The 19,599-nt window shown below is 48.1% G+C and carries 22 protein-coding genes; 4 read left to right on the top strand and 18 right to left on the bottom strand.

The genetic code is table 11. The features are described from left to right. Window positions 1–554 precede the first annotated feature (554 nt). Window positions 555–1,466, bottom strand: a complete 912-nt coding sequence (locus tag QP794_RS20625; protein ID WP_285078662.1) for an AraC family transcriptional regulator — start codon at window positions 1,464–1,466, stop codon at window positions 555–557. A gap of 108 nt (window positions 1,467–1,574) precedes the next feature. On the opposite strand from QP794_RS20625, the gene QP794_RS20620 reads away from it, so the two are divergent. Further along, window positions 1,575–2,513 carry a DMT family transporter gene (locus QP794_RS20620; protein ID WP_285078661.1) on the top strand — a complete coding sequence of 313 codons (939 nt, stop codon included), beginning with the start codon at window positions 1,575–1,577 and terminating at the stop codon, window positions 2,511–2,513. Window positions 2,514–2,602: 89 nt separating this feature from the next. Here QP794_RS20620 and sigF read toward each other — a convergent pair whose 3' ends face one another. The 11 genes from sigF to QP794_RS20565 form a co-directional block, all read right to left on the bottom strand. Then, window positions 2,603–3,358, bottom strand: coding sequence for an RNA polymerase sporulation sigma factor SigF (gene sigF, locus QP794_RS20615; RefSeq protein WP_285078660.1), 756 nt, complete (start codon window positions 3,356–3,358; stop codon window positions 2,603–2,605). 14 nt (window positions 3,359–3,372) lie between these two features. After that, window positions 3,373–3,828: an anti-sigma F factor gene (spoIIAB, locus tag QP794_RS20610; RefSeq protein ID WP_024630955.1), complete on the bottom strand. Its 456-nt coding sequence runs from the start codon at window positions 3,826–3,828 to the stop codon at window positions 3,373–3,375. Next, window positions 3,825–4,178: an anti-sigma F factor antagonist gene (gene spoIIAA, locus QP794_RS20605; protein ID WP_036663380.1), complete on the bottom strand. Its 354-nt coding sequence runs from the start codon at window positions 4,176–4,178 to the stop codon at window positions 3,825–3,827. Before spoIIAA ends, spoIIAB begins: the two co-directional genes overlap by 4 nt. Before the next feature lie 143 nt (window positions 4,179–4,321). Continuing rightward, window positions 4,322–5,446 (bottom strand): D-alanyl-D-alanine carboxypeptidase family protein, encoded by a 1,125-nt coding sequence (locus QP794_RS20600; RefSeq protein ID WP_285078716.1) that lies wholly within the window; start codon window positions 5,444–5,446, stop codon window positions 4,322–4,324. 303 nt (window positions 5,447–5,749) lie between these two features. Continuing rightward, window positions 5,750–6,574 (bottom strand): purine-nucleoside phosphorylase, encoded by an 825-nt coding sequence (locus QP794_RS20595; protein WP_076291905.1) that lies wholly within the window; start codon window positions 6,572–6,574, stop codon window positions 5,750–5,752. Between the two features lie 179 nt (window positions 6,575–6,753). Beyond that, window positions 6,754–7,644, bottom strand: a complete 891-nt coding sequence (locus tag QP794_RS20590) for a tyrosine recombinase (protein ID WP_079349456.1) — start codon at window positions 7,642–7,644, stop codon at window positions 6,754–6,756. Window positions 7,645–7,717: 73 nt separating this feature from the next. Beyond that, window positions 7,718–7,960 carry a DUF4227 family protein gene (locus tag QP794_RS20585; RefSeq protein WP_024630960.1) on the bottom strand — a complete coding sequence of 81 codons (243 nt, stop codon included), beginning with the start codon at window positions 7,958–7,960 and terminating at the stop codon, window positions 7,718–7,720. 156 nt (window positions 7,961–8,116) lie between these two features. After that, window positions 8,117–8,584, bottom strand: coding sequence for a ferric iron uptake transcriptional regulator (fur, locus tag QP794_RS20580; RefSeq protein ID WP_024630961.1), 468 nt, complete (start codon window positions 8,582–8,584; stop codon window positions 8,117–8,119). A 108-nt stretch (window positions 8,585–8,692) separates the two neighbouring features. Then, on the bottom strand, window positions 8,693–9,322 hold the full coding sequence (spoIIM, locus tag QP794_RS20575) for a stage II sporulation protein M (protein ID WP_053784440.1): 630 nt from the start codon (window positions 9,320–9,322) through the stop codon (window positions 8,693–8,695). A gap of 185 nt (window positions 9,323–9,507) precedes the next feature. Next, window positions 9,508–10,725 carry an endonuclease Q family protein gene (locus QP794_RS20570; RefSeq protein ID WP_285078659.1) on the bottom strand — a complete coding sequence of 406 codons (1,218 nt, stop codon included), beginning with the start codon at window positions 10,723–10,725 and terminating at the stop codon, window positions 9,508–9,510. A gap of 2 nt (window positions 10,726–10,727) precedes the next feature. Further along, the gene (locus QP794_RS20565) at window positions 10,728–11,303 is read right to left on the bottom strand and encodes an NUDIX domain-containing protein (protein ID WP_024630964.1); all 576 of its coding nucleotides are present in this window, start codon (window positions 11,301–11,303) and stop codon (window positions 10,728–10,730) included. Between the two features lie 121 nt (window positions 11,304–11,424). On the opposite strand from QP794_RS20565, the gene QP794_RS20560 reads away from it, so the two are divergent. Next, window positions 11,425–11,559 (top strand): Z-ring formation inhibitor MciZ, encoded by a 135-nt coding sequence (locus QP794_RS20560; RefSeq protein ID WP_143805505.1) that lies wholly within the window; start codon window positions 11,425–11,427, stop codon window positions 11,557–11,559. A gap of 125 nt (window positions 11,560–11,684) precedes the next feature. On the opposite strand, the gene QP794_RS20555 is transcribed toward QP794_RS20560, so the two are convergent. Further along, window positions 11,685–12,818 (bottom strand): M20/M25/M40 family metallo-hydrolase, encoded by a 1,134-nt coding sequence (locus QP794_RS20555; RefSeq protein WP_285078658.1) that lies wholly within the window; start codon window positions 12,816–12,818, stop codon window positions 11,685–11,687. 83 nt (window positions 12,819–12,901) lie between these two features. Here QP794_RS20555 and prli42 point away from each other — a divergent pair, with 83 nt between their 5' ends. After that, entirely contained in the window at window positions 12,902–13,003 is a 102-nt protein-coding gene (gene prli42, locus QP794_RS20550; RefSeq protein ID WP_090810668.1) for a stressosome-associated protein Prli42, read from the top strand. Window positions 13,004–13,030: 27 nt separating this feature from the next. Here the strand turns inward: prli42 and lipB are convergent, their stop codons facing one another. From lipB to lpdA, 5 genes are all read right to left on the bottom strand, one after another. Then, window positions 13,031–13,738, bottom strand: a complete 708-nt coding sequence (lipB, locus tag QP794_RS20545) for a lipoyl(octanoyl) transferase LipB (protein ID WP_079349460.1) — start codon at window positions 13,736–13,738, stop codon at window positions 13,031–13,033. A gap of 162 nt (window positions 13,739–13,900) precedes the next feature. Further along, window positions 13,901–15,352, bottom strand: coding sequence for a dihydrolipoamide acetyltransferase family protein (locus QP794_RS20540; RefSeq protein WP_285078657.1), 1,452 nt, complete (start codon window positions 15,350–15,352; stop codon window positions 13,901–13,903). 48 nt (window positions 15,353–15,400) lie between these two features. Then, window positions 15,401–16,387 carry an alpha-ketoacid dehydrogenase subunit beta gene (locus QP794_RS20535; RefSeq protein WP_285078656.1) on the bottom strand — a complete coding sequence of 329 codons (987 nt, stop codon included), beginning with the start codon at window positions 16,385–16,387 and terminating at the stop codon, window positions 15,401–15,403. A gap of 2 nt (window positions 16,388–16,389) precedes the next feature. Continuing rightward, window positions 16,390–17,418: a thiamine pyrophosphate-dependent dehydrogenase E1 component subunit alpha gene (locus QP794_RS20530; protein WP_024630969.1), complete on the bottom strand. Its 1,029-nt coding sequence runs from the start codon at window positions 17,416–17,418 to the stop codon at window positions 16,390–16,392. 139 nt (window positions 17,419–17,557) lie between these two features. Then, window positions 17,558–18,982 carry a dihydrolipoyl dehydrogenase gene (gene lpdA / locus QP794_RS20525; RefSeq protein WP_285078655.1) on the bottom strand — a complete coding sequence of 475 codons (1,425 nt, stop codon included), beginning with the start codon at window positions 18,980–18,982 and terminating at the stop codon, window positions 17,558–17,560. Between the two features lie 234 nt (window positions 18,983–19,216). Between lpdA and QP794_RS20520 the strand changes: the two genes are divergently transcribed. Further along, window positions 19,217–19,540 carry a DUF2627 domain-containing protein gene (locus tag QP794_RS20520; RefSeq protein ID WP_029881018.1) on the top strand — a complete coding sequence of 108 codons (324 nt, stop codon included), beginning with the start codon at window positions 19,217–19,219 and terminating at the stop codon, window positions 19,538–19,540. Window positions 19,541–19,599 lie beyond the last annotated feature (59 nt).

Below are 19,599 nucleotides of genomic sequence, written 5' to 3'. Positions count from 1 at the left end.
CTGTTATCCCCGGATTTCTTGAATCTCCTTTATCAAGGAGGAAATCCGGTGCTAAAGGCGAACGCTTCGCTCCTTTGTCCGATTCCATCCCTCCGCTGCACGGGTCCTTTTTTCCAAAGGTCTGTAATAAACTTTCAGGGGTGAGGTATGAGGAAAAACACGCGGGCACTCCAGCAGCAGACCAACCTTCCGATCGCTGTTGTCTCCAAATTTTCTTGATTGATTTCTACTAGTGTATAAATTTGGAGACAAAGGCGAACGCTTCGCTTCTTCAGGTTTATTCTGCCGCTTACGTTGCTAGTGTATTAGAAACCACCTCGAGGCTTCGCTCCTTTGTCCGATTCCATCCCTCCGCTGCACGGCTCCCTTTTTTTCCAAAGGTCTGCAATAAATATTCTGGGGGTGGTAGTAGGATTTATAAGCTGAGAATTAAGGCTATATTTTTTTGTTAGAACCCTTTTTTCAGATTAAAAAAAGCCGCTATAGCGACTTATTGAGAGGAGAAAATCTTATGGATAGACTGGTAAGAAACTTGGGGATCGGGCTTTTTTTGTTCAATGTCTAATCCCCTCCTTATTTCTCAACTCCAATTCCCTTCTGAACTTTAACGGGGTGATTTGCATGCTTTTGCGAAATTGGTTGATAAAATAACTCGTGCTATTAAAACCGACTTCATAAGCAATCTGAGTAATGCTATAATCTGGGATTTGTAACAGCTCCACGCTCTTTCGGATGCGATAATCGATAACATATTGCATGGGTGTCGTCTTCAACATTTGCTTGAAATAACGGCATGTCTCCGAACGGCTTAACTGACCCGCCCTTGCTATATCCTCCAGTTTGATTGAATCAGCAAAGTGCATGTGAATCCATTCGACCATGTCCTTCATTCGCCTGCTTTTGAGGACTTCTGATGGATCATATTCCAGCGCATAGCCACTCGTAATCAGATGTTTCCACATCGTCAAGAGGTGTGAAGCTACATTTATTTCGTACAATGGAGGCTGCTCATCCAGATTCTTTTTAATATCACGGATGGCGTCCAGGATTTGAGCTCCCCAAGGTAGTTCTTCTTTGATCAGAAGATAAGGTAAATTCGTGGCTGAGATGTAAGGATGAACATACTGCACATATAACTCAGAAGGGACGACAAAATAGGGAGACAGGTTCAAACAGAGATAAATACAATTATCGTTCTTACGTTTGTCTTCTGCCATATGCATGGAACCACTGTTGATAAACAGCCCGTCGCCTTGCGACACAACGATCTTTTGATCATTCACATGGAAAAGAGCTTCTCCCTGGACAACCAAGACAAACTGCAATTCATCATGCCAGTGTAAAGGAATATGCCCGTGAACATTGCGTACAATTGTGGTTTTATAACACGCCACAGGCAGTGTAACCGTACGATGCTCCGTCAGCTCCCTCCCGTTTTGATCAATCCTGAATTCTGTCTTAAGCATATTCTCTCATCTCAATATATTTATATTTATCTGTGCGATATTGATATTATTATAGCCTATTTCATCTTAAGATATCACTATTCTTATATCAAGGTGAGGGCACTATCCATGAAAATACCTATTCAAAGATCTAGAAAAACAGGCATCTGCTTCGTTCTTACAGGAGCGATATGCTGGGGCATTGGCGGAACGGTTTCTCAAAAGCTGTTTCAACAATACGGAATCGAGGTCAACTGGTTTGTAACGGTACGACTGCTGATTGCCGGCATACTGCTTCTCGGAGTGCAATCCTTAACACCACGGCGCTCGCAAATTTTTGATATGTGGAAAAGCAGAAAAACAGCCTTGCAGCTAATCATTTTCGGTTTATTCGGGATGCTGGCTGTTCAGTATACGTACATGGCGTCCATTCAACATGGCAACTCCGCAGTAGCCACCCTCCTTCAATATCTGTCACCTGTTATGATCATGATCTATATGATCTGGCGAAGACAGGCTGCTCTGACCAGAAAGGATGTTACGTCGGCGATTCTGGCACTAAGCGGGTGTTTTCTTCTGCTGACCAATGGTTCTCTCTCTCAATTGTCTGTGGCGTTACCCGCAGTATTGTGGGGACTTTTATCCGGAGTTGCTGCTGCCTTCTATACCCTCTATGCTGTGAAACTGATTGAAAAGTTTGATTCACTCGTTGTGGTAGGCTGGGCAATGATTATCGGAGGGGCTGCATTGAGTCTCATCCACCCACCGTGGAAAATGGACTTTGTCAGCTTGCGTATGGAAACCTACGGATACTTGGCATTTACCATTATTTTTGGAACGATGATTGCATTCTGGTTCTATATCGAAAGTTTAAAAAGCCTGACAGCGAAAGAAACAAGTCTAATGGGAAGCGCTGAACCTCTTGCTGCTGTTGGCACGACAGTGATCTGGTTGAATGAACCTTTTGGTTTATTTCAATGGCTGGGGACTGCATGTATCATTGGATTGATCGTACTATTGCAATCAAATCGCTCCAAACCCAAACCCATCCAGGTCAACGACAAATAACCTTCTTCGCATATTAACGTGCGATAGAAGGTTGTTAGTTGTCGTATATTGATGATTTATCACCAATATTGTTGTCTGTAATCCACAAATCACTGTGCGATCTGGTCGCGGATGGATTGAAGTATTTTTTTCTCCAGCCGTGACACCTGCACCTGGGATATGCCCAGCCTGCTGGCGACCTCGGACTGGGTCTGATCCCGATAATACCGGAGGTATACAATCAGCCGTTCCCGTTCACTGAGACCACCGATCGCTTCGTTTAGAGCCAGTTTGTCAAACCACCGTTCCTGAGACTCGTCAGCAATCTGGTCCATCAATGTAATCGGATCGCCGTCATTCTCAAACACTGTCTCATGAATGGATGTCGGCGGTTTGTTGGCTTCCTGGGCAAATACCACTTCCTCCGGGGTAACCCCCAGCTCTTCAGCCACTTCCTTAATCGTTGGCAGACGATCGAGGTGTTTGGACAGTTCGTCCCTTTTTTTACGGACTTTATTCGCCATTTCCTTGAGTGAACGACTGACCTTAAGCGTACCGTCATCCCGCAGGAAGCGCTGAATTTCTCCGATGATCATTGGTACCGCATAGGTGGAGAATTTCACATCATAACTGAGATCGAATTTATCCACCGATTTGAGCAGCCCGATACAACCAATCTGGAATAGATCTTCCGGCTCATATCCCCTGTTCATAAAACGTTGTACGACGGACCAGACGAGTCTGATGTTGCAGTTCACCAGCGTATCCCGCGCGACATTGTCACCCGACTGACTGAGCGCAATCAGCCGTTTGACCTCGGCATCGTCCAAATAGGTCTGTGAAGACTGTTTCACTTCAGCATCCATAAGAACACCAACCCCTAATTATACAATGCTTTCTTGGATTCGATCCTCTTCTTCATCTTGATGGAGGTGCCTCTGCCGGGCTCACTGCTGACTTCGAATTCATCCATGAAGTTTTCCATAATGGTGAAACCCATGCCCGAGCGCTCAAGTTCGGGTTTGGACGTATAAAGCGGCTGTTTGGCCAGTTCAAGATCTTCGATGCCTTCACCGCGGTCTTCCACAATAATGGTAATCATGTCATCGCGAATCTCGGCTTGAATGGACACGACACCTTCCGGATTGTTATTGTAACCGTGGATGATGCTGTTCGTTACGGCTTCCGAGATGACCGTCTTCAGATCACTGAGCTCGTCCATCGTAGGATCAAGCTGGGAGATGAAGGCAGCAACCGTCACCCGGGCGAACGATTCGTTCTCCGACTTGGCCGCGAATTGCAGATTCATGAAATTTGCCCCCGTTCCTTCATTCATGAGACGACCTCCAGACCTGAGAGAGCAGTTCCCTCATTTTCGTAAATCGGCATAATCTTGAACAATCCCGACATTTCCAGCAAACGATACACTGGCGGATTAACATCACAGACAACCATCTTGCCGCCTTTATTCTTAATGAGCTTGTATCTTCCCAAAATGACACCCAGACCCGAACTGTCCATAAATTGCAGATCTTTCAGGCTGAGTACCAGATGCTCGCATTGTCTGCGCTGAATAGCTTCATCCATCTGCATCCGTACCATGTCAGCTGTATGGTGATCCAGCTCCCCGGATAATCGCACAATCAGAATCCCGCGGTGATGTTCCATTTCCACATGCAAGTTCACGTTTGCTCACTCTCCTCCCTGTCTTGAACAAAGATTTCTACGTTTCCGAAGGCTTTTCCTGCCCCCCGACAAAACTAGAAGAAAACCCCTATTTAACTACAAAATATGTTCAAAGGATGTACGTACCCTGCATCAATCGCCACTTAATCGAACAACTTGGAGGTTGTGCGTTTAAACAGCTTCCACCAGCCAGCCTTGTTCACATCCTGCGGAGCCTGAATGTCGAATTCCTTAATTACCTCGTTGCCCTGGTAGACGACAAGTTTACCTACACTCTGACCTGCTTTAACCGGAGCTTTTAATTCTTTTGCCATCAGCAATTCATGACGAATCTCATCCGATTTCGCACCTTTGCGCATCAGAACACTATAATTTTGCGTTGCATTCAGCGGCAATTCGGACACTTCACCTTTTTCAATTTTCAAGCTGCCCAGCAGGTCCCCTGACTTGTACAGAGCTTTCATCGTGTATTGCCCAAAAGCATAGTCAAACATCGAGGAAACTTCACTGTTCCGTGTTTTCGTATTGGGTTCTCCAAGTACAACCGCGATGGTACGCAGCCCGTCCTTCATCGCTGTAGCCGAAAGACAGAACTTGGCTTCGGATGTATATCCTGTCTTCAATCCGTCTGCACCGGAGTAGAAACGAACTAACTTGTTGGTATTTACCAGCCAAAATGGCTTCTCGCTATCTTTACGAAGGTAGTCCTGGTATGCTCCTGTATATTTCGTGATCCCGGGATGCTTCAGCAGCTCACGACTCATGACCGCAATGTCATGGGCGGAAGAATAGTGGTTCTCTACTGGCAAGCCGTTACAGTTGGAAAAATGAGTATCCTTCATGCCGAGCTCCTTCGCGCGCTCATTCATTAGCTGCACAAAGGCTTCCTCGGAGCCGGCAATTTTTTCGGCCATCGCTACAGAGGCATCATTACCGGATGCCATGGCAATGCCTTTTAACATATCATCGACCGTCATCTCTTCTCCAGGCTCCAGAAAAATCTGTGATCCACCCATGGATGCGGCATATTCACTCGTTCTCACTTTATCCGTCATCTTTAGCTTGCCCGAGTCGACCGCTTCAATGGTGAGCAGCATGGTCATAATCTTCGTAATGCTCGCCGGAGGCAGCTGATCATGACTGTTTTTTTCAAAAATAACCGTGCCCGTATCCGCATCCATCAAAATGGCGGAGCGTGCCGACGGGGCCAGATCTGCTCCTCCCGCAGCTTTCGGTTTTTCTTCAGCCAGCGCTGTTGATGCCACCATGGGCAGCAGAATACAAAGGGTCATGAACGATGCCATTATTCGTTTCTTCACTAGGGTTACCTCCTCAAATGACTTGCTTACTGCATGTTCCATGCATGTACTGCTAATCATTGTCGGCCCGTTTGGACTAAATTATTCCATGTAAAGAATGATTTCCCGAACTTTTTATGTAATCGGTGTGAAATACAAAAAAACGAGCCTGTACTCACTTCGTTGATGAGCAGCTTGTTACAGCAAAGCAATAAAAAAAGCAATCTGCCCCAATGATTCTCACGAGGGAAGATTGCTTATCTATATTACAACTTACATTTGTGGAATAACAGCCAGAACAAGGGCCAAGAAAGATTCACGAACACGCTCTGTCGTCTCCATAACCTCATCATGCGATAACGGCTGGTCCAGAATGCCGGCAGCCATGTTGCTGATACAGGAGATACCCAGCACTTCCAGGCCGGCGTGGCGTGCCACGATGACTTCGGAAACCGTCGACATGCCCACAGCATCTGCACCCAGTGTACGCAGCATCACGATCTCAGCTGGTGTCTCGTAGTTCGGACCGAGCATACCTGCGTATACACCTTCACGTACATCAAAACCTTGTGAAGCGGCCGTGTCCTTCGCCAGCGCGCGTAAACGACGGCTATAGGCTTCGGACAGATCCGGGAAGCGCACACCCAAGGCGGAGTCATTCGGTCCGATTAACGGATTCTTGCCTGTGAGATTCAGATGATCCGAGATCAGCATCAGGTCACCGGCTTCATATGAGGTATTCACACCACCTGCTGCGTTCGTTACGAGCAAGGAAGTCACACCCAGTTCTTTCATAACACGTACCGGGAAGGCTGTCAGTTCAGGGCCATATCCTTCGTACATGTGGAAACGACCTTTCATCATGACGACCGGACGGCCTTTAATGGTTCCAACCAGTAATTCGCCTTCATGTCCCTCGACTGTGGACACCGGAAAATGCGGAATATCCTGATAGGCGATGCTGACGCCATCTTCAATCAGTTCTGCCAAAATGCCAAGTCCTGAACCTAAAATCAAACCGACTTCCGGCTTAATGGAACTTTTGCTTTGGATGTAAGATGCCGCTTCCAAAATCATCTGTTGGTTTAATGCTGTCATAAGATGTTCCCCCTTGAGTTGAAACGTTCCGTCTGTATCCGCAAATGCAACAATCGAATCATACACACTGAATTGATGCATTTGCTTATGTATAACGGCGTTTACTTGTGTTCAATTTATTTTATCCTAAATCGGTCTATTGTTCCGCTTTTTTTTGCAGATTTATAACCATATAAAAACTATTTTGCCCGCGGATGATGAGATTCATATATCTCTTTCATCGTTTTGCGACCATGATGTCCATACTGCTGCCCAGGCTGCTCCACATGACCGAGCATGTCCTGCACCGCACGTGTATCTGCCCCACTGGCAATCAGATGAGCGGCAAAGGAGTGACGCAGCGTATGCGGCGTAATTTCGCCTGAGATTCCCGCATCCACCGCTGCTTTTTTGAGCAACTTCCAGAAGCCCTGACGGGTTAATCTTCTGCCGGACACGTTGACAAAGAGAGCCTGCTCGTCCGCCTCATTTTTGATTAACAGGTTGCGATACTCATTCACATAAACACTCGCCCACTGCGCTGCGGGCGCACCTATGGGCAAAATTCGTTCTTTGCCGGCACCTCCACAACGGATAAAGCGCATACCTGGTTGTACATCCCTAACGTCCAGCGCAATCAGTTCGGAGACGCGAATGCCTGTTGCATACAATAGTTCCAGCATGGCCCGGTCACGAACCCCCTGCGGTGAACGAGTATCGGGGGATGCGAGCAACAATTCGATCTCTTGGATGGTTAACACCTGTGGTGGTGTCTTGTCTGCTTTTGGAGCCTCCACATCAAACGTGGGGTCCTGTAATATCTCACCACGCCGCATCAAAAAATGAAAATAGGAGCGCAGGGATACGACACTGCGAGCAATGGTAGCATTCGCACGACCTGCCTGTTTCAGCTGACCTATAAACAGGATCACATGCGTCCGGCGTACCTGCTCCGCTTCCCGGATACCGTATTCTTTATCCGCAAATTCGATGAACTTGTCCACGTCCCGAAGATACGATTCCAGCGTGCTGCTCGACATCCCTTTATCCTCTTCCAAGTATAAGGCATAGGCGTGTATCGTCTGCTTCATGCACAACGCTCCTCATCTGACAGGACTGCCACACGGGCACCCTGCTTCAGTATTTGCATCCCTGGCTGTCCAGCTACTCTCCGTACCAGTAGAATAAACGGAGACGCTCTGCCATCGTAGGACGTCCTTCCCCGTTACTAGGCCAAACCGTTTCCTGAAATACTTTAACCGCATTTCCTGTTGGCATCTGATATTGGTCCACAGGTGAGATCCAGCCGTTGAACAAATCCAGGACATGATAGAACAGATAAACTAATGCAGCAAAAAATACGATAAATCGAATAAAACGGAGCCCTCTCCGCAGCGATATAATCATGGGTTGTACCCCCTCCTGGTTCGAACTGATTCGTCTAGAATCAGGGTATGTCCGCAAACACAGGAATATGACATTCAGGGTAAACCTCACATCACACGCTGGACCAAAAAAGCTCTCCCGTCAAAACCGCCGGTGAGAGCTTGAAGATATGCTATGTTATTCTTCATCTTTGGGCTTCTGGTCATTTTTAGCTTTGCAACGGTAACAAATCCCATGGAAATCCAGTCGGTGATCTACTACCGAAAAGTTAAATTCCCGCTCCAGTCGCTCTTCAAGCGGTCCAAGCCAGTCTTCACGTATTTCATCCATACTTCCGCATTGAACACAGATTAAGTGATGATGGTGATGCTTGGATGTATCTCCGCGTAGATCATAACGCGCTACACCGTCGCCGAAGTTGATTTTCTCTACAACATGCAGCTCACTCAGCAGTTCGAGGGTACGGTACACGGTTGCCAGACCGATTTCGGGAGCCTTTTCTTTCACGAGCATGAATACGTCTTCTGCGCTCAGATGATCTTCTTCATTCTCAAGAAGTACTCTTACGGTGGCTTCCCGCTGGGGCGTTAATTTATATCCTTGGGACTGTAGTTGCTGCTTAATTTTATCGATCCGTGCTTCCATTTTCTCCCTCCCCCTAGGAAATCACTGCACACTGCAACTTAACCCACTTCTTTCATTATAGGGGGAGTACATAATTAAAGTCAACATTTTACACGTTCACCGCGCAAGCTAAGCAGGTAGTAACATCGGCGTGACCCAGCGCATCATCGCAGGTGTGACCCATGTTTCAAATGACGCAACCCCTAACAGCAGCGCTGCCATAACGAGAGTCAACACCATGTAAGAAGCAAAAGGTTTCTGACGGCCTGGCGTCCGCTGCATCAGAACACGGTTCCGAATAATATATAAGGAAAAGGTCATGGCCGACACACTGCAAATCAGCAGTACCGGAATCACAAATAAATTATGAGGTGCAACGGAAACCAGAGCAAACAATAACCCTTTCCAGGAATACTGTCCGACAAGGTAACCCACTGTAAATCCAATAAGCACACCTTTCAGAAAATCCAGAACCAGTATGCCCGGCAGGCCGATGACCGATAAACCCAGAATGAAGATCAGACCTACCCATTTTAGATGAAGCATGGCAATGTCCCAATAGGTCCCGGTTTCAACGACTTGTCCGCTATGCTGTACCGTCATGAAAAAATTGCCCAGATATCCTTCAAGATCCTGGCGTTGTTCAAGGGACAGGGCGTTGACCATCAGGGCGCCAAAAATGACACCCACCAGAAACAAAACAGCCACGAATACATATAACGAGGTTTGGCCTTTGAATGTGAAGTAGGCAGAGCGCATACAGGTGCGAGTCCCCTTTCCGGTTATCATGCTGCAAGGATTTCGAATGTAATCCTCATAGTCATTCTTATGAACCGGAATGCACACGTATGACTCTTGTCCAAGATTCAGCTTCCTTCTTCATGACCAATACCGTTTCTACACCCCATTAGCTAAATCACTTTATGAGCCTACTGCAAACTTCTCTACTCTGTTCTTTCCTTGTTAGACACCTTTCCGTAAGTGCCTCCGCCTCCGGATGACAATTCCAGTTGACCATTCCGTGCCGCCACGATAAGGCCTGCGAGAACAGGTCCAACGACCTTTGCAAGTTCATCCTCACTTGTACGATGCAATACGTTCATTTCCGTACCAAAACGGTCCAGCAGCTGGCGCAGCTTGGCTTTCCCCAAACCTGGAATGAATTCCAACGGCACCTGATAGTGATAAGCAGGCCGGTTTGCTGGAACATGCGGACTCTCCCGATCAGCGATGGCCAATATGCGATCAAGTACACCCTGCACTAGCTTCACACTGCCACAGTGTGGACAGCGTTCAGCCGACATCGCTTGCTCATCCATAATGCTTCCACAGGCTGCACAATAGGTACGATGATATTTGCCAAGTCTCGGATCCAAGCCATAGTTGGCCGTAATGTTTCTGCCTTCCTGTCCCTTGAGTGCCATGTTGAATTCGTCAAAGGAAGGCTTTGCGAGTTGCAACTCGTTATACTCTCGTCCAATCTTGCCCAGAGAATGAGCATCCGAGTTGGTCAGAAAAGGAACTTGATCCAGCTCCCGAATGTAGCTGGCCATGGATGAATCGGAGCTGAGTCCAAGCTCGACGGCATCGATCAGGCTTGGGTCCAGCACATCAGCCATACGAGGGGCTGTGCTGCCATATATGCCTTTATGCGGAGTAAAAGCATGCGCTGGCACAACAAGACCACCCCGCGCTTTAATCTCGGCTTGCATCTCAAGCGCAGGGACATACACCCGCTGAGAGCTCAGGTTCACATTTTTCATATAACGTTTCATCCAGTCCGTGAAGGACTTCATCGTTTTCAGATCACGGAAGTAGGCCAGCATATGAAACTCCCGCATCCCCGGTTCACGCAGCTCCAATTCCGTACCCAGCAGGATGGTTGTATCCTGATAAGCAATGCCCCCTCCCTCAAGTTCGGACATCGTGCCATTCTCCAGCAGCTGTTCGATGTCCATTTGCACAACCGGAGAGTGGCAATCAATGACACCGAGTAAATGAATTCCTTTGCGATCCGAGGCTTCCCTGGCAATGTTCTCAAATGTCAGATCCCGGCTGCCGCTGATTTTGACAGCTTCACCACGTGAGGTTCGGCCAATGTGAATGTGGAGGTCTGCATAACAGGGATCCCAACCCGCAGACGCTGCCCGTTGCTCATTCATCGTTAAAACCGTCCTGTCGTTCTGTAAAGATCCCATGCATACACAGCCATCATCGTTTTGGCATCACTAATCCGATTCTGATCCATCAACTCGTATGCCTCTTCAATCGTAATCTCGGACACTTCGAGAAATTCATCTTCGTCCAAAGCCATGTCTCCTGCTTCCAGCTCTTCGGCGATGTACAAATGGATGATCTCATCCGCAAATCCTGGTGACGTATAAAATGAACGCAGATGCCGCAGTGATTTGGCTACATAACCAGTCTCTTCACGCAATTCGCGTGCTGCTGCCACTTCAGGTTCTTCTCCCGGGTCCAGCTTGCCTGCCGGAATTTCCACTTCGGTACGTCCCATGGCTTGACGATACTGATCTACCACCAACATGCGATCGCCATTCAGGGCGAGCACTGCGACTGCTCCAGGATGACGGATAATCTCACGGGTAGCGGTTTGGCCGTTGGGCAGCTTCACGGTGTCAACCTGTAGCGAAATGACTTTACCCTTGAAAATGGGCTCTGTGGATATCGTCTCTTCATCAAGTTTTGGATTGGCCAGGTGCTTAGGATTGGTTGAGTTCATCTGATCTTCAACTCCACTTCTTCAAATTTTGGTTCTCTTTATACGTATAAACCTCTGTTTTTTGGCATATGGTGAGCTTATAGCCATTTCAAGCCAATATAACGAATCAGGGGGACAACCAATGAACAGTTATTTAACACCGCAATCCGTACACGTGGTCGGACAAGCCAGACAAGTCCAGCTCATCCTCAAACAATGGGTTCGTGAGTGGGGTCCCGAAGCCAAATTAATCGATATGCTCGCTGGACGCAAATGATTCTGTTCAGGGTCTGTCGTACCCATGAAATATAACATGGTTTTGCCAAAAAGTCCGAACTCGGTTTGTACCGGATTCGGACTTTTTGGTTGAAGGACGGGGAGTTTAAGCCCCGTCTCCTTGAATTACTTTTTACTTGCAGCCGTTTCCTGAATAATGGCCACAACTACTTGGGCCAGCTTCACAATATCCTCGGCGCGGATGCGTTCTTTTGTCGTATGGATGTCTTCATAGCCTACAGCCAAGTTGACCGTAGGTATGTTGAACCCATTAAAAATGTTGGCATCACTGCCACCACCGGATGCAAACGTGCTGGTCTCCAACCCCAGGCTTCGAATAGCACGCTGTGCAAGCTGAACAACCTCGTGTTCATCATGGAAGCCAAATGCAGGATACAGAATCTCACTTCGGAATTCAGCGGTTGCACCATATTTGCTGCATGTCGTTTCCAGAGCTTCACGCAACTGAGCTACTTGCAGTTCTACCTTCTCCTGCACAATACTGCGTGCCTCAGCCTCGATCTGCACAAAATCACAGACAACGTTCAGTGCTGAACCGCCCTGGAATTTGCCAATGTTCGCCGTAGTCTCATCATCAATCCGTCCCAGCTTCATCGCCGCAATTGCTTTGGCGGCCACTTGAATGGCACTGATGCCGTCTTCCGGATTCACGCCCGCATGTGCGGATTTCCCATAGATGTTCATTTGAATTTCCGCTCTGGCTGGAGCAGCCACACAAATTGTACCCACAGCTCCGTTGGAATCCAGGGCATAACCGAACTCGGCTTCAATATCCTTCGGATTCATTGCACGTGCACCAACCAGACCCGATTCTTCACCGACAGTAATTACGAATTGAATTTTCCCGTGAGGGATGTTGTTCTCTTGAATGGCTCGAATCGCTTCAAATAAAGCGGCAATTCCCGCCTTGTCATCTGCACCCAGAATGGTCGTGCCATCACTGCGAATCCAGCCGTCTTCACCCAGCTCAGGTTTAATTCCCTGTCCAGGAGTTACGGTATCCATATGACAGGTGAAAAAGATGGACGCTGCTTCTTCCGCACCCTCGGCTTCCCAGGTAATCACGAGATTACCCGCGCCATGTCCGGTTTTCTCCATCGTGTCGTCCTCATATACGCTGAGGCCAAGCTGGGTGAATTGTTCTTTTAACACTTTGGATATATTCTGTTCATGGGTTGTCTCACTATCAATCTGCACCAGTTCCATAAACTGATCAATAACGCGCTGCTGTTTTATCATAGGACTTTCCTACCTTTCGTCAATACGTTACAATACAATTACTATGGTCTGTTTATTCATTTGTTGAAAGGAGTTCTCTCATCATGCAAAAAAAGAAATGGTTCCGCATCATTATCTATCTCATGCTGCTCGCCATGATTGGGTCCACCCTTTTCATTGCGCTCGAACCTTTATTGTTCGGATAGAAACCTGAAGCCTTTTGACTGTCTGACTTACAGACGGAGAAGGGCTTCTTTTTCTGTAATCCAGGTAATCTCATACGGGAAAATCCGGTTAAAGTATGGAACGATATCCTGTGCAACCTGTTCCACAGTGTAGGTTTTGCCTGTAATATCCTCGAGCGAGGTCACACCATACTGCTCAATGCCGCAAGGAATAATTCCCTGGAAACCTGCGTGCTGAATGCCTGAGGTGATATTAAAAGCAAATCCGTGACTCGTCACGAAGCCACGCCGATGTTTACACCGATTGAACTTCACGCCGATGGCGGCAATTTTCAGATCTCCGATCCATACACCCGTGTAACCCTCTTTGCGTCCCGCTTCAATACCCTGATCAGCCAGGTAATCAATAATCATCTGCTCCAGACACCGTAAATAGCCATGTAAGTCCAAAGCTTCATCCCGTCCAAGAACAAGCAGCGGGTAACCTACCAATTGGCCAGGGCCATGATAAGTAATATCACCGCCGCGGTCAATTTGAAACAAGGAGATGCCTTGCTCCCGCAGTTCATCTTCACTGAGAAGCAGGTGCTCCGGGTGATTCTGTGAACCGATCGTATACGTCGGTGGATGCTGGAGCAACAGCATCTGTTCCGCTCCTTCTCCCTCATCCAGTTGCTGCACAATCGCTTTCTGGCGGTTCCAAGCCTCTTCATAATCAAGCATCGGTATGTATACAACATCCAGCGGCTTGCTCATGATTTCTCCACACCCTTCTGTTTCAATGTTCATTGCCTGATGAGCATTATTGAAGAAAACGGGAAAAGTGCACGGCCTTTGGCACATACACTTTCCCAATATCCATCTATTCAGCGCCGGGGCATCATTAATAAGTCATTGAAATGATGCATACGCTCTCTCTTAATACACTTTCGATTCCATCGTGTATCCTTCAAGATTCTCTTTTACACGTTGCAGGAAACGTCCGCTGATAACCCCATCCAAAATACGATGATCCAGGGAAAGACAAAGGTTCGCCATGGAACGGACAGCAATCATGTCATTGATGACCACAGGTTTCTTCACGATGGACTCAAATGTAAGAATCGCCGCCTGCGGGTAGTTAATAATAGGTTGCGACAGAATCGAACCAAATGATCCCGTATTGTTCACCGTGAACGTACCGCCCTGCATATGGTCCAGCTTCAAAGTACCTTCACGTGTTTTACGTGCCAGCTCATCCACTTCCCGGGCCAACCCTGCAATATTGCGCTGATCCGCGTGTTTGATTACAGGTGTCAGTACAGAATCTTCTGTACCGACTGCCATGGACAGGTTGATATCCCGTTTCACAATAATTTTGTCGACAGCCCAAACGGAGTTCATGATTGGATAGTCTTTAATGGCGTTGACGACGCCCTTCATCATGAAGGACAGATACGTCAGGTTAATGCCTTCCTTACGCTTAAACTCATCCTTGAGTTTGTTGCGCAGCATTACCAGATTGGTCACGTCCACTTCAATCATCGTCCATGCGTGCGGAATTTCTGATACGCTTTGACGCATATTACGTGCAATAGCATTGCGAACAGGGGTAACGTCGATGAAATATTCGGATCTTCCTTGGCCGCCACCCTCGACTTCGATTTGCGGGATTTTCGGACTTTCAGTCAGATGTATACCGGAATGTCTTACAGGAACGCCTGCATCAGCTGCAGGGATAGACTCCGCCGTAGATGGGCCGGTTTCTCCGACGCTCCGGTTCAGGCCGCTGAACGGTGAAGAAGAAGGCGCCCCTGAAGGTGCATGCTGGCCTGAAACAGAAGACTCTACTGGCACAGCACTTGTGTTACCTCCTTGTGCAACGTAAGCCAGCACATCCTTACGGGTAATCCGACCACCTGCTCCAGAACCCTGAATATTCTGCAAGTTCAAGCCATGTTCGGCTGCGAGTGTCTGCACCGCAGGGGAATACCGGTTACGCATTGGCTGATTGGGTTCATGAACTGCCGTACTCGCTGCACCTGCCGCAGGTGTATAACTCGCACGTTGTTGTACATGGCCTTGGGCCTCATTATGTTGCTGCGTGGTTGGTGTTACCTGCTCTGAGGCTTCCTCATCGGAAGCAGCAACCTGCATACGGCAGATCGCTTCTCCAACAGCAATGGTCGTGCCTTCTTCGACCAACAGGTCACCCATAATTCCATCCACGGTTGACGGAATTTCTGCGTTGACTTTATCCGTAATGACTTCACAGATTGGCTCGTATTGTTCAACCCGGTCACCCGGTTTTTTCAACCATTTGGCAATGGTAGCCGAGACCAGCGATTCCGCCAGCTGCGGCATAATGACCTCGATCCATTTCATACTCATTGGTTTTATCACTCCAAACTTTGCTTTTAAACGATCTCACTACACGAATTAATACTCGGCAAGCGTACGCATCGCTTCCTTGGCTTTATCCTTGCTCAGCATATAAAATTTCTCCAATGTTGGGCTAATCGGCATTGCCGGTACATCCGGTCCGCAGAGACGCTGAATCGGCGCATCCAGTTCGAACAGGCATTCTTCACTAATGATAGCTGCCACTTCAGCTCCTACACCACCAGTTTTATTATCTTCGTGCACAATCAACACTTTGCCTGTCAGACGAGCGGATGCAATGATGGCTTCGCGATCAAGCGGCTGTAATGTGCGCAGATCCAGAACGTGAGCAGTAATGCCTTCTTCACGCTCCAGCTCCTCGGCAGCCTGCATGACAAAATGAAGCGGCTGGCTGTAACCGATAACTGTAATATCTGCTCCTTCACGAATCACGTTGGCTTTACCAATCGGAACGATGTAATCATCCTCAGGCACATCTTCCTTGATCAGCTTGTAGCATTTTTTGTTCTCAAAAAAGAGTACCGGATCCGGGTCGCGAATGGCTGCCTTGAGCAGTCCCTTCGCATCGTATGCCGAGTAAGGAGCTATAATTTTCAGACCCGGTGTGCCAAAGAAGATCGATTCCGGACATTGGGAATGATACAACCCACCGAAAATACCGCCGCCAATCGGCGCACGAATAACGATCGGACAACTCCAGTCATTGTTGGAGCGATAGCGGATTTTGGCCGCTTCACTAATAATCTGATTCGTTGCAGGCAGCATGAAATCCGAATATTGCATTTCGGCAATAGGTTTCATGCCATACATCGCAGCACCAATGGCTACACCTGCAATGGCTGATTCGGACAAAGGTGTGTCCATGACACGCATTTCACCAAACTGATCCTGCAACCCTTTGGTTGTAGTGAACACGCCGCCTTTGACCCCTACATCCTCACCAAGGATAAAGACATTTTCATCCCGCTCCATCTCTTCTTTCATCGCGAGACGGATTGCATCAATATATTCCATAACCGCCATGCTTACCGTCCCCCTTCTTCGCTGTCCGCATAAACGTGCGTCAGAGTGTCCTCAGGTTTTGGATATGGCGCGTTGTCTGCATATTCAGTCGCTTCTTTCATTTCCAACGCAAGCTGGGAAGCCAGATCCGCATCCCGGGCTTCGTCCCAGATGCCGCAATCGATCAGATAGTTCTTCATGCGAAGGACGCCGTCCTTCTTCCAGTTCTCTTCAACCTCTTCCTTCGTCCGGTAAGCTAGATCATTGTCGGAAGTGGAATGTGGAGACAAACGATACATCATCGCTTCAATAAGCGTAGGTCCTTCACCAGCAATTGCGCGGCGGCGAGCTTCTTTGACTGCACCGTATACTTCCAGCGCATCGTTTCCGTCTACACGAAGTCCGGGGAACCCGTAGCCAAGTGCACGATCCGATATTTTACCACTAAGCTGCTTGTGGATCGGAACCGAGATGGCATACTGATTGTTCTCACACATAATAATCACAGGAAGTTTATGAACCCCTGCGAAATTGGCACCTTCGTGGAAATCGCCCTGGTTGCTTGACCCTTCGCCAAAAGTTACAAAAGAAACGAATTCTTTCTTCTTCATTTTGGCAGCAAGTGCAAACCCTACAGCGTGCGGAACCTGTGTGGTAACCGGGCTGGAGCCCGTAACAATCCGCAGCTTTTTGTGCCCAAAGTGACCCGGCATTTGCCGTCCGCCACTATTCGGATCTTCCGCCTTTGCAAAAGCAGACAGCATCAGCTCACGTGGAGTCATGCCCACTGCCAGTACAAAGCCATAATCCCGGTAATACGGTAAATAATAATCGTGATCCCGGTCCAGACCGAAGGCAGCGCCTACTTGCGCAGCTTCCTGACCTACACCGGATACGTGAAAGTTAATTTTGCCGGCCCGTTGCAAGAGCAAGCAACGCTCGTCAAACTTACGTGCGAGCAGCATGTATTTGTACATATCCAATACTTCACCATCGCTAAGTCCCAGCTGTTCATGCCGATGGACCGCGTCTGCAGTACCTTGTGAACTCATATGAGGTACCTCCCTTTAATCAGAGCCTGTGCCCGTCTTACTACCCGATCTTATAACCTGGTACTAAGACTTGGCTTAACCTTATTATAATCCCATTTGCCCAAAAAAGGAAAGGACCTTTCTCATAAGCCTGTCCGGCTTACATTCCAATCGCTTTTCCGTCAACTGCCAACATAGCTTCACCCATGATTTCCGATAAAGAAGGGTGAGGATGGATCGTCTGTCCCACTTCCCAAGGTGTGGCATCCAGCATCTGAGCCAGAGAGGCCTCAGCGATCAGTTCCGTCACATGGGTACCGATCATATGTACACCCAATATATCATTCGTCTTAGCATCGGCGATTACCTTCACGAATCCATCCCGGCTTCCATGAACCAAGGATTTTCCAATCGCCTGGAACGGGAACTTGCCTGTTTTGACTTCGTAACCGCGCTCTTTGGCTTCACGCTCCGTGAATCCGATACTTGCTGCTTCCGGACGTGTATAGACACAACGCGGGATTCGATGCGATTCGACAGCATGTACCGTTTCACCCGTCAGATGATTCACAGCCAGAATGCCTTCATGACTCGCCGCATGTGCAAGCTGTAATCCGCCGATAACATCGCCGATGGCATAAATATGTCCCTCACCGGTTTGCAAATGGTTGTTCACGGCAATGAAGCCACGGTCAAGCTTGATATCCGTATTTTCGAGTCCGATATTTTCGACATTGGCCTGACGACCAACTGACACCAGCATCTTGTCTGCTCTCAGGGTCTCGTGCTTCTCGTCCCCCAGCTTGACATCAATCTGAATACCGTCTTTCTCCACGCTATATGTCTCCATCAGGACGCTGGCCCCTGTCAGGAAACGAACACCGCGTTTGCCAAGCAGTCTCTGCATTTCCTTCGCTACATCTTCATCCTCTGCTGGCAATACATGATCGGCGGCTTCAACAACTGTAACTTCAACCCCAAAATCATTCAGCATGGAGGCCCATTCGAGGCCAATAACACCACCACCTACAATGATCAGAGATGCTGGAAGTTCGTCCATACGCAGAGCCTCATCACTGCTCATGATGTACCTGCCGTCTGGCTCAAGGCCTGGTAGCACCCGCGGGCGAGAACCGGTTGCAATAATGAGATTGGTTGGCACCACTGTATCCATCTCGCCATCTTCGAACTCGACAGCCACTGCACCGCTCTGAGGAGAGAAAATGGAAGGTCCGATGACGCGCCCATTGGCGTGAACGACCTGAATTTTATTTTTTTTCATTAAATACTGCACACCTTGATGAAGCTGCTCTACAATCGCATCCTTGCGCGCCTGCACTTTCGGAAATACAAGTGTTGCCCCAGCTGTCTCAATACCGTAAGCTTCACTCTCTTGAATCTCCGCATACACTTCCGCACTTCGCAGCAATGCCTTGCTCGGAATACAGCCACGATGCAGACAGGTGCCCCCCAGCTTATCCTTCTCGATAATAACGACCTGTTTCCCTAACTGTGCAGCACGGATGGCAGCAATGTACCCTCCGGTTCCTCCTCCAAGAATGGCAACATCACATGTAATTGGCATCTCTTATGTTCTCCTCTATAAATATAATTTCGATGAATTTGTAAGATGATGATTCGGATGATTCTCTGTTTCATAGACATTTATCTGTATTCCATTGTACTCCCCTTGAGCAGCCAACTCAAAATTTGACTCTGAAACGCATGGACAGCTTCTGGAAACCAAGCTATGATGGAATCAGGTATGACCTGTAAGCGCAACCTTTATTTTACGTCAACTTCAACCAGAAGGAGTTTAATGGTGATGAATACTAGACTTGTCTTTGCACGCTTTGTGGCGATTCTTGTTCTGGTCATTCCCGGGTTAATGGCCATGAAGGGATTTCTGATGATGAAAGACGCCCTTTTCCTGTATTATGCCGAGCATGGGAACGAGCAGATCTCCCCAGGTTTTCAATGGCTCTCCTTCGGTGGAGGACTTGTCCTGTTTGCCGCAGGCATGAGCTTTCTGGGAGGCTGGATTCTATTCCGTGACCGCAAGCGTAATTATGTAGGACCCCGTTTTCGGTCCAAAAGCGCACCCGCAGCCGATAAAGCAGACACGCCCGGTACGACTTCCTGAGTCCGGGCTTTTTGTCATTTTTTCCGGTTCCATTTGTATTAAATTAACTACGGCGCGCC

Origin of the sequence: Paenibacillus sp. UMB7766-LJ446, from assembly GCF_030226665.1 — a bacterium.
In the GTDB taxonomy this organism is placed as follows: domain Bacteria; phylum Bacillota; class Bacilli; order Paenibacillales; family Paenibacillaceae; genus Paenibacillus; species Paenibacillus vandeheii.
The sequence above is the reverse complement of the archived record's forward strand: the minus strand, read 5'-3'. Positions and strand labels throughout refer to the sequence as shown.